Source organism: uncultured Microbacterium sp., assembly GCF_964244775.1.
Taxonomy (GTDB): domain Bacteria; phylum Actinomycetota; class Actinomycetes; order Actinomycetales; family Microbacteriaceae; genus Microbacterium.
Window position 1 is genome coordinate 38,706 of the sequence record NZ_CAXTJR010000003.1, and the last position, 10,049, is coordinate 48,754.

Here is a 10,049-nt window from a genome sequence, read left to right on the forward strand (position 1 = left end):
CACGCGCCGCCGGCCCAAGGGGTTGACAGAGCCGATGACGGAGGGATGCCTCGGCTATGCGCCGGTCGACGTACCCGGCTGCGTCGTCGAGGGGGCACGGGTCGCCGCATCCCGATCGCGCGCGACCGCACCTCCGAGCAGCTGCCCACCGCTCGTGAGCAGCGCCTTGCGCCACGGCAGCACACCCTCGATCTCGATCTGGATCGCGATGGAGAGGATCGTCCGGATCAGCACGATGAGGCCGAGGATCGCAGCGTCTTCGAGCGAGGGCTTCGAGGTGATCGTGCGGATCAGGTCGGCCGCGACCAGCACCTCGAGGCCGAGCAGGATGCCGGCACCCAGCGTGTTGCGCAGGACCGTGTATGCGGCGCGACCACCCTCACCGCGCCGGAGCGACCGGAAGCCGAGGACGAGCGCGATCACGAAGCCGACGATCATGGCGATCGCGCCGACCATCTCGAAGCCGACCGCGACGCCGACGAAGATCACCTCGATGTCCACGCCGTCAGTGTATGCGGGTGGGCGGGTTCAGTCCGGTGGCGAGTGGGGGCCCGACGGGATCAGTGCGTCTGGCGCTGGTGGAGGATGCCGGCCCGCTCGGGATGCGCGGCGAACCAGTCGGCGACGTACCAGCACACCGGGATGACCTCGCGGTCTCCGCGGGCCTCCAGCTGCGCGACGGCGCGCTCCACGACTTCTCCGGCATAGCCGTGGCCCCGGAAGGTGGGCACCGTGTAGGCACGGGTCATGGCGACCGTGCGGCCGTCGTCGCGATAGTCGAGCACGCTCACGAGATCGTCACCGCGGCGCAGCGCGTAGCGCGAGGCGTCCGGCTCGTTGGTGAAGGTCAGTTCCACACCCTCCAGCGTACGTCCGCTCGCCCGCCCCGGCTCCGTGCGTGGCCCGGTGTCGGAAAAGCGTGGCATTGCCGCCATCCGCCGCCCGACGGCGCCCCCGGGGCGCCCGACTGAGCAAAGTGCAACATTTCGTCATACGGATGCCCCGGCATCCGTGCGATTTGACGCGTGGGGACGCATTCGGTCATAATCAGCTTCATGACTGACAACGCACGCTCTCTGTCCGCCGTGGAGGCGAACGGGACCACCGGCATGATGGCCGGCCGCGTTGTCATGTGTTGTCGAATGTGTCGCTGACACGAGCTCTCACCTACTCGGTGAAACCCTGCCGGATCCGCACGCCGCTTCTGAAGGCGCCAGCCCCTGAAGAGCGACAGCGATCCCCCCAGCTCCGGTCTCCGCGTCGATCACGCGCATCCGGATGACTCGCACCCCGGCCCGACCGCTGACCACCAGCACCGCCGAAACAGCTGCACAGCCGAACCTCTGAGGCCGCACCGCCCGGGTTCCCATCCGCAAGGACCGCACATCATGTCGAACACACTCCTCCTCGATCGTCCCGCCAGTACCACACCGACCCGTCACCTGCAGGCGGTGCCGCCGCTCTCCGAGTCGCGCCGCCCGGCTCCTGAGGTCGCTCCCACGGCGCCCGCCGCGCCGGCGCACAACCTCCCCGCCGGCACGTCGCCTCGCGGATTCGCGCTCTATGTGGGTATCGACGAGCTCAAGGCCGCAGCATCCGGAGTCTCGCTCGGCGTGCTCGTCGATGCCCTGCGCCGCACGATCGCCGAACTCGCTCCGGCTGCCGAGACGTACGCCACCGTCGCCCTCGCCCCGGTCGGCGCGGGTGGACGCGACGTCGACGTGGTGCGCCTGGCGCTGCACGAGCCCTCCGCGGTGGCCCGCACCAAAGAAGAGCCCGAAGACGAGGACCGCGCCGCCGACGGCGTCGTCGTCGACATCTCGCGCAAGCGGGTGCTGATCGACGGCGAATCCGCCGCCTTCACGTTCAAGGAGTTCGAGCTGCTGCAGTACCTCGTGCTGCGCGAGGGCCGCACGATCGAGCGGACCGAGCTCGTGTCGTCGCTGTGGCAGGCGACCGACGACGACGCCCCGGGCGAGCGCACGATCGACGTGCACGTCCGGCGCCTCCGCGCCAAGCTCGGCCGCTACGAAGACATCGTGCGCACCGTGCGCGGCGTCGGCTACCGGTTCGACCGCCACGCGGATGTCGCCATCCGTTACGGCCACGGTGCTCCGTCGCCCGACCGCTTCTGAGTCGTTCCGCACGTTTCTGCGCAACCTCGGAGAACTGCCAAGGTACGGATGCTCTCCCGCGCGGCGCGGCCGCAGAACAGCAGATCTCCGAAGAAGCGCCGTGCCGCGGTGATCGAGTAGCGAGCGCCAGCGAGCTCCCCGTGCGGTGATCGAGTAGCGAGCGCCAGCGAGCGTATCGAGATCCGCCGGACCTGCGTAGTACGTCGGCTCCGATCTCGATACGGCGCTGGCGCGCCTGCTCGATCCCCGCCGGAGCGCGCATCCGCGGGCGCGCTCCTACTCGATCTCCGCCGCGGAGCGCGGCATCGCGGGACGGATGTCGGACGGTTCGGCGTAAGGTGAGCGCGTGGTGGAGCAGGTGATGAGGGTCGCGTACGCGCGCACCCGTCCCGCGCCCGCGACCCGTGACCTGCGGCCCGACCACGGCCGGCCGCTCGAGACGGTGTATCGCCCCCGGCATCTGCTCGATCTCCGCGGAACCGTGCTGTCGCAGCGCCGCGGAGCGGCCGACCCCACGATGACGGTCGACGGGGCCGTGATCTGGCGCGCGAGCCGCACTCCGGAAGGCGTCGCGACGCTCGCGCTCCGCGAGACCGCGCCGGGCGAGATCCGGGGCGCGGCATGGGGCCCGGGGGCGCGGTGGGCGATCACGCAGATGCCCGCGCTGTGCGGGGCGGAGGATGATCCGTCCGAGTTCGACGGGTCGCAGCATCCGCTCATCGCCGACGCGCACCGCCGCAACCCGGGGCTCAGGCTCGGCCGCACCGACCTCGTCTTCGACGCGCTCGTCGGCGCGATCATCGAGCAGAAGGTCACCGGCATGCAGGCCTTCGCGGCCTGGCGACGGATCGTGACGTGGCACGGCGAGCGCGCTCCGGGGCCCACGCCCCGACCGATGTTCGCTCCGCCGAGCATCGACGGCTGGCGGCACGTGCCGTCGTGGGCGTGGCATCGCGCCGGGCTCGAGCCGCCGCAGGCGCGCACGATCGTCGAGTCGGCCCGCCGCGGCGACACGGTCGCGCGCGCCGTCGCCGACGCATCGGACGGAGAGGCACGCGACCGCGTGCTGATCACTCTGCGCGGGGTCGGCCCGTGGACTTCGGCCGAAACGCGCATCCGCGCCCTCGGCGATCCCGATGCGGTGAGCGTCGGCGACTTCCACCTCGCGCACGAGGTCGGGTACGCCCTCACCGGAACCCGCGTCGACGATGACGGGATGCTGCGGCTCCTGGCTCCATGGGCGGGCCAGCGTCAACGAGTGATCCGCCTCATCTATGCGAGCGGCGTGCACGAGCCGCGGCGCGCACCCCGGCTGCACCCCGAAGACCACCGCGACCGCTGAGCGGTCCGGGGGGTACCCCTGCTGCGCAGCGGCGAGCCGCCTGCGAGGATGAGCACATGAACGCACTCATCCGCCCTCGTCAGGATCGCGTCCTCGCCGGCGTCTGCGCTGCCATCGCGAACAGATTCGGCTGGAACACTGCCGTCGTCCGCGTGGCCACGGCGATCGGGGTCGTGTTCTTCGGCGTCTCGGTCCTCGTCTACGTGCTCCTCTGGATTCTCATTCCGCAGGAGCCGCTGGGCTGAGCCGGGCAGGCGTATCGCGGGGGCATGGGGATGCCTTGCGGATGTCGGAGGCCGCGACGACACTGAGTCGTGCCGCGGATGGACGCGGTCCTCACCGACATCCGGGAGCCTCGCATGCCCAGCCTGAACCCCTACATCTCGTTCCAGAACACCGCCCGCGCGGCGATGGAGTTCTATCAGACCGTCTTCGGCGGCGAGCTCGACATCTCCACCTTCGATTCCTTCCCCGAGATGGGTGTCGAGCCCTCTGAGCAGCAGCTCGTGATGCACGCGCAACTCGAGACGCCCGACGGCTTCACTCTCATGGCCGCCGACACGCCCAGCCACATGCCGTATGTCAAACCGGCGGGCATCTCGGTGTCGATCAGCGGCGACGACGAAGCCGCCCTCGAGGGCTGGTGGGACGCCCTGGCCGAGGGCGGCACGGTCGCGATGCCGTTCGAGACCCCGCCGTGGGGCGGCCGCTTCGGCATGCTGACAGACAGATTCGGAATCGATTGGATGCTGGCACTCAACGCCGCACCGCAGTCCTGAGTCCGCTCGGGCGAGGCGGCCGGGCCGACCGCCTCGCCGGCTGCGCCGTAGGATGAGCGCATGAGCGACGATCGCACCGGATTTCCTCGCGGCCGGATCGGGTGGATTCTCGGCACGGTGCTGCTGCTGGCTCTGGGCGCGCTGTTCGGCCTGATCTGGGGCAGCCTCTGGCTGGGGCTCGTGCTCGGCGGGGTGATCGGCATCGGCTGGCTCATCGCCTACGAATCGTGGCGCGGCCGCACTGTCGGCCTCGATGACCCCGACGACAACGGGGCACAGCTGTAGCCCGAGCCGACGTCGACCCGCGGGGCCGCCGAAGAAGCAGGGGATGAACGGATGCCTCGGCCGAGGCATCCGTCACTCACATCTCTTCGTGGGTGTCGGGGTCGCCATCCCAAAGCCGGCCGCGCTCGAGCACCGAGATGTCGCCGAGATCGGAGTGGTCGAGCGCGAAGCCGAACACGTCGGCGTTCTCGCGCTGTCGCTCGGGGTCGGCTGACTTGGGGATCGGCGTCGAATCGAGTTGCACGTGCCAGCGGAGGACGACCTGCGTGGGAGTGACGCCGTGCTTCTCCGCGAGGCTGTCGATGACCGGCTCACCCAGCAGCTCGCTGCGGCGAGCGAGGGGACTCCAGCTCTCGGTGCGGATGCCGTGCGTCCGGTGGAACGCGCGCAGCGCCGTCTGGGGGAAATACGGGTGCAGCTCGACCTGGTTCACGGCGGGCACCACCCCGGTCTCGTCGATCAGACGGGTGAGCATCTCGGGCGTGAAGTTCGAGACGCCGACCGACCTCACGGCGCCGCGATCGCGCAGCTCGATCATCGCCCGGTAGGTGTCGACGTACTTGTCGATACTCGGGTTGGGCCAGTGGATCAGGTACAGGTCGATGCGGTCCAGGCCCAGACGCTGAAGGGATGCCTCGGCACTGGCGAGCGCCTGGTCGTACCCGTGATCGCGACCGGGGACCTTGGTCGTCACGATCAGCTCATCGCGGTCGAGGCCCGAGCGGCGGACGGCCTCGCCGACCTCCGCCTCGTTCTCGTAGTTGACGGCGGAATCGAGCAGCCGGTAGCCCGACTCGATCGCCGAGACGATCGCGCCGATGCCCTCCTCTCCGCGGAGCTTGTACGTGCCGAGGCCGAGCTCGGGAAACGCGGTGCCGTCGTTGAGTGTCACGGTGGGGATGGCCATGCCGCCATCCTTCCACTGCAACGTTGCTACGTCTCGAGGAGGCCGCGGATGTCGTCGGCCGACAGCGCCTCGCTGAAGAACGCGCCGTCGTCGAGCACGGCAGACACGAGCGCCGCCTTCTTGTCCTTGAGCGCCATCACCTTCTGCTCGATCGTGCCCTCGGCCACGAGCCGGTAGACCATCACCTGCTTGTCCTGACCGATGCGGTGCGTGCGGTCGACGGCCTGGGCTTCGCTGGCCGGGTTCCACCAGGGGTCGAGCAGGAACACGTAATCGGCCTCGGTGAGGTTCAGCCCGAATCCGCCGGCCTTCAGGCTGATGAGGAACACCGGCGCATCGCCGCGCCGGAAGCCGTCGATCACCTCACCGCGTCGGCGGGTCGCGCCGTCGAGATACGAATACGGGATGCCGGCAGCATCCAGTCGCGCCGCTGCGCGTTCCAGGAACGACGTGAACTGGCTGAACACGAGCGCCTGGTGGTCCTCGCCGACCACGTCTTCGAGCTGCTCGAGCAGGGCGTCGAGCTTGGCCGACGGCACGTTCGCGTAGCCGACCGGATCGATGAGCGCGGCATCCAGACTCAGCATCCGCAGCAGCGTGAGCGAGCGGAACACGATGAACCTGTTGCGGTCGAGGTCATCGACCAGCCCCAGGATCTTCTGCCGCTCGCGCTGGAGGTGGGTGTCGTAGATGCGGCGGTGCCGAGGGTCGAGCGGGATCTCGAGCACCTGCTCCTGCTTGGGCGGCAGCTCGGGCGCGACCGCCTCCTTCGTGCGGCGCAGCAGGAACGGCCGCACCCGGCGACGCAACCGCGCGAGCCGCTCGGGATCGTGACCTACCTCGATCGGGCGGCGGTACTTCTCCGCGAACTCGCGCGCCGACGGGAAGAGGCCCGGCGCGACGATCTGGAACAGCGCCCACAGCTCCGTGAGGTTGTTCTCGATCGGGGTGCCGGTGACCGCGAGGCGGAACGGTGCACGGATGCCGCGCGCGGCCTCGTGCACTTTGGATGCCGGATTCTTGGCGAACTGCGCTTCGTCGAGCACGAGCCCGGCCCAGTCGTTGCCGGCGAACTCGTCGGCGTCCAGACGCAGGATCGCATAGGTCGTGAGAACGATGTCGGCGGTGGCCGCAGCATCCGACAGCGCTTTTCCGCTCTTGGCGCGCGTCTCGGTGATCTCGGCGACCCGGAGCCCCGGAGTGAATCGGGATGCTTCGCGCGTCCAGTTCGAGACGACCGAGGTGGGAGCGACCACCAGGAAAGGTGCGCGCGCCTTCGTCTCCCGCGTCTTCGTCGCGTGCGCGATGAGGGCCAGGGTCTGCGCGGTCTTACCCAGGCCCATGTCGTCGGCGAGGATGCCGCCGAGCCCGTGGGCGTGGAGGAATGCGAGCCAGTGGAAGCCGTCGAGCTGATACGGCCGCAGTTCGCCGGTGAAACCCGCCGGCACGGGCACCGGCGGGGTCGCGGCGAGGTCGCGGAGTCCATCGACGGTCGCCCGCCAGGCAACGGCGGCCTCGCTCTGATCGGCGAGATCCTCGAATTCGGCGTAGAGGGCGGTCTGGTAGCGGCTGATGCGCAGCCCGGTCTCCCACTCTTCGAGGGTTCCGGCCTCGTCGATGAGCTCGCGCAGCGGGGCGAAGACGGGCTGATTCAGCGACAGGTAGGTCTGATCGACGAGCAGGAGCTTGGTGGCTCCGCGCGAGAGCGCGCGGAACAACGGGCCGAAGGGCACGGTCTTGCCCTCGACCTTGACGATCACGCCGAGGTCGAACCAGTCGGTGGACTCGGTCTCGACCGCCGAGACGGTGAGCTCGGGCGCCTCGACGATCTCGCGGTAGTCGGGCTTCGCGCCGACCACGTCGACCCGCACCCGCTCGACTCCCTCGATCCCGGGCAGCACGCGCGCGGTGAACTCGGCCGACTCGAGGCCGCGCAGCACCGTCGCGGCCCGGAGTTCTCCTGCTCCGAGCGCGGGGGCTCCGGCGGGGTCGCCCCGCAGGATCTCCGTGACGGCGGCCACGGGTGCACGCTCGGCGACCGGATCGAGGAAGGCGCTGTCGGGAACGGTCAGCGGCATCCGCCGCCGGTCCGACAGCTCCCACTCCCAGCCCAGTCGCAGCACGTTTCCCGGCTCGAAGCGCGCGGTGAGCACGAGGGTCGCGGGCGGGAGCGGCGGGGGCGTGAAGCTGTCGTCGGCGCTGGTCACGCGCACCGATCGGGCGAGCGTCGCGAAGTGCTCGTCGAGGAACTCCGGCAGTTCGTCGGCTGCGACGCGCACCGGGTCGGGGCGCGCGATGATGCCCCGCTGGGCGCGTGTCGCGGGTCGCTCCAGCCGCGCAAGGCGGATAGACGGGCTCCCTTCGGAGACACCGAACTCGTACCCGTAGACGCCGTGCGAGCCGATCAGCCCCGCCTGCGCGGCGTCGTACGACACGTCGCCGATCACGACGCGCGGCGCGAGTTCGAGGCCGCCCTCCGACGCCCGGGCGTCGAACCCGATCGTCGCGGTCGCCGCGACCTCGACGGATGACGAGGCCCCGGACGACCCCGACGCAACTAATGGGATGCCGAGGGCCTGCGCCTCGTCGAGGAGGGCCCACAGCAGCGTCGACTCGAAGCCGTCGAGGGTCATCCACTCCGAGCCGTAGTCGACGATGCCGCCGAGCGAGGTGCTGCGCAGCGTGCCGAACTGTGCGAACCATCGCGCGTGCGCCGGGTCGAACCCGCCGCCGGCGCCCTGATAGCCGACGTTCTGCCACGTCAGCTCGCCCTTGATCCATCCGCCTCGGGCGCCCCGCGTCACCGGGCGCACGCCGAGGCCGTGGACGGATGCTGCATCCTTCGCCAGTTCGTCACGCACCGCTCGACCTGTACGGGCGCCCGCCGGCCGGCCGCCGCGTGGCCGGCCCCCGGAGCGGAGCGCGAACTGCAGCGCCAGTGTGCGGCGCGGGGTCGCAGCATCCGACACGATCGGCTCGAACGTCGAGACCAGGCCACGCCACCCGGTCGGCGTCGCGGCGAGCGACGACGACGCCTCGTAGGCGCGGTGGCGCGAGTTCGACTCGAGCAGCATCGCGACGACGTGCTTGCAATTGATCGCGAGGGGGCATGTGCAGGTCGCGCTGCGCACCATGACCCGCGCGGTGGCGGCCCCCGAGAGCAGCGCGACCACGCGATACGGACGCGGATCGGTGCCTTGGACCTCGGCCGACAGCCGCTGCGCGGCCGGCTGCCACTCCAGCTTGGCGACGCGCCCGTTCGCCGCGTACGTGCGACCGCGGCTGTACGACAGCGGCCCGACCAGTCGCGCGATCATCAGCTCCTCGACGAACGGGAGCGGGGCGACGGACATCCTTCCATCGTCCCACGCCCCGCGGGGGCAATTCGCGGCGCGGCCGCGGCCGCGCCGTCCCTCTGCGGAGGTCGAGTAGGCGCGCCAGCGCCATCCCGCTGCGGAGGTCGAGTAGGCGCGCCAGCGCCTCGCCCTGCGGAGGTCGAGTAGGCGCGCCAGCGCCGTATCGAGACCCGCGACGCACTACGCGGGTCCGAGGGATCTCGATACGCTCGCTGGCGCTCGCTACTCGATCACCGGGGGGGGGCGCTCACTACTCGATCACCGCGGCGGGGCGGCTCGACACCGCGCGGCGGCGGCAGTTCTCACCCGTCGTAGACTGCGCCGTATGACGCCCGGCGCCCCCGCCCTCACTCGCGGGTCGCGCGTGCAGCAGGCGACCTGGTGGGCGGCCGACTACGCCTACGCCGCGTGGCGTCAGCTCGCCATCCTCGCCCCGCCGTGGGGAACGGGCGGTCGCCGCCGCACGCCGAGCTCGTGGGCGGAGGGCTCGGCGGAGTTGCCCGAGGTGGTGCTCCTGCCGGGCGTATACGAGCACTGGACGTTCCTGCGCCCCCTGGCGGACGACCTCAACGCGGCCGGCCATCGCATCTGCGTGGTGCACGGCATGGGGGCGAACACCCGCGGCATCGTCGAGACCGCCGACCGGCTCGCTCGCGCCCTCGCCCGCACTCCCCCGCCTGCGGCGGGGCGGGTGCTCGTCGCCCACAGCAAGGGCGGCCTGATCGGCAAGCACCTGCTCATCGCCTCGGGCGCCGCGCAGGCGGCCGTGCGCGAGGCCGCCGCCGGAGGCGATCCCGCCGAGGCTGCCGCGAGTGCGCCGGCTCCAGCATCCCCCGATCAGCCGGAGGGACCGCCGCTCGGAGTGATCGGGATGGTCGCGGTCTGCACGCCGTTCGGAGGCTCGCCGCTGGCGGGACTCATGTGGGTTCCCAGCATCCGTGCGTTTCTCCCGTCCGACGAGACGATCGTCAGCCTCGGCCGCGACACGTCGGTGAACGGGCGGATCGTGTCTGTGTTCGGCCGGTTCGACCCGCATATCCCCGGCGGCAGCGTGCTGGACGGCGCCACGAACATCCTGGTGTCGGGCGCGGGGCACTTCCGCGTGCTCGGGCTGCCCGAGACCTACCGCGCCGTGCGCGACGGGATCGCGCTGCTCGCCGCCCCCAGCTGATCGACAGTCCGGCCGATCCCCACCATCGCCGGGTGCCGGCGACCCGTGTCCGCCAGATCGTCGTCGCGGCGGCG

At 70.8% G+C, this 10,049-nt stretch carries 10 protein-coding genes; 6 read left to right on the forward strand and 4 right to left on the reverse strand.

Annotated elements, in window-relative coordinates:
* Positions 1-54: 54 nt before the first annotated feature.
* Both ACFE6Z_RS07240 and ACFE6Z_RS07245 read right to left on the reverse strand, forming a co-directional pair.
* The gene (locus tag ACFE6Z_RS07240) at positions 55-501 is read right to left on the reverse strand and encodes a DUF1622 domain-containing protein (protein ID WP_375385050.1); all 447 of its coding nucleotides are present in this window, start codon (positions 499-501) and stop codon (positions 55-57) included.
* Between the two features lie 59 nt (positions 502-560).
* Positions 561-857: a GNAT family N-acetyltransferase gene (locus ACFE6Z_RS07245; RefSeq protein ID WP_375385051.1), complete on the reverse strand. Its 297-nt coding sequence runs from the start codon at positions 855-857 to the stop codon at positions 561-563.
* Positions 858-1,388: 531 nt separating this feature from the next.
* On the opposite strand from ACFE6Z_RS07245, the gene ACFE6Z_RS07250 reads away from it, so the two are divergent.
* The 5 genes from ACFE6Z_RS07250 (at position 1,389) to ACFE6Z_RS07270 (ending at position 4,541) form a co-directional block, all read left to right on the forward strand.
* The gene (locus ACFE6Z_RS07250) at positions 1,389-2,135 is read left to right on the forward strand and encodes a winged helix-turn-helix domain-containing protein (protein ID WP_375385052.1); all 747 of its coding nucleotides are present in this window, start codon (positions 1,389-1,391) and stop codon (positions 2,133-2,135) included.
* 361 nt (positions 2,136-2,496) lie between these two features.
* The gene (locus ACFE6Z_RS07255; protein ID WP_375385353.1) at positions 2,497-3,477 is read left to right on the forward strand and encodes a DNA-3-methyladenine glycosylase family protein; all 981 of its coding nucleotides are present in this window, start codon (positions 2,497-2,499) and stop codon (positions 3,475-3,477) included.
* A gap of 56 nt (positions 3,478-3,533) precedes the next feature.
* Entirely contained in the window at positions 3,534-3,722 is a 189-nt protein-coding gene (locus tag ACFE6Z_RS07260; protein WP_375385053.1) for a PspC domain-containing protein, read from the forward strand.
* Positions 3,723-3,836: 114 nt separating this feature from the next.
* Complete coding sequence (locus tag ACFE6Z_RS07265) at positions 3,837-4,256, forward strand: VOC family protein (RefSeq protein WP_375385054.1); 420 nt, start codon at positions 3,837-3,839, stop codon at positions 4,254-4,256.
* A gap of 60 nt (positions 4,257-4,316) precedes the next feature.
* Positions 4,317-4,541 carry a hypothetical protein gene (locus ACFE6Z_RS07270; protein ID WP_375385055.1) on the forward strand — a complete coding sequence of 75 codons (225 nt, stop codon included), beginning with the start codon at positions 4,317-4,319 and terminating at the stop codon, positions 4,539-4,541.
* Between the two features lie 76 nt (positions 4,542-4,617).
* Here the strand turns inward: ACFE6Z_RS07270 and ACFE6Z_RS07275 are convergent, their stop codons facing one another.
* A complete protein-coding gene (locus ACFE6Z_RS07275; protein ID WP_375385056.1) occupies positions 4,618-5,448 on the reverse strand; it encodes an aldo/keto reductase in 831 nt (276 codons plus the stop codon).
* 26 nt (positions 5,449-5,474) lie between these two features.
* On the reverse strand, positions 5,475-8,801 hold the full coding sequence (locus ACFE6Z_RS07280) for an SNF2-related protein (protein WP_375385057.1): 3,327 nt from the start codon (positions 8,799-8,801) through the stop codon (positions 5,475-5,477).
* A gap of 328 nt (positions 8,802-9,129) precedes the next feature.
* Here ACFE6Z_RS07280 and ACFE6Z_RS07285 point away from each other — a divergent pair, with 328 nt between their 5' ends.
* Positions 9,130-9,975: an esterase/lipase family protein gene (locus tag ACFE6Z_RS07285; protein ID WP_375385058.1), complete on the forward strand. Its 846-nt coding sequence runs from the start codon at positions 9,130-9,132 to the stop codon at positions 9,973-9,975.
* The last annotated feature ends 74 nt before the right edge of the window (positions 9,976-10,049 follow it).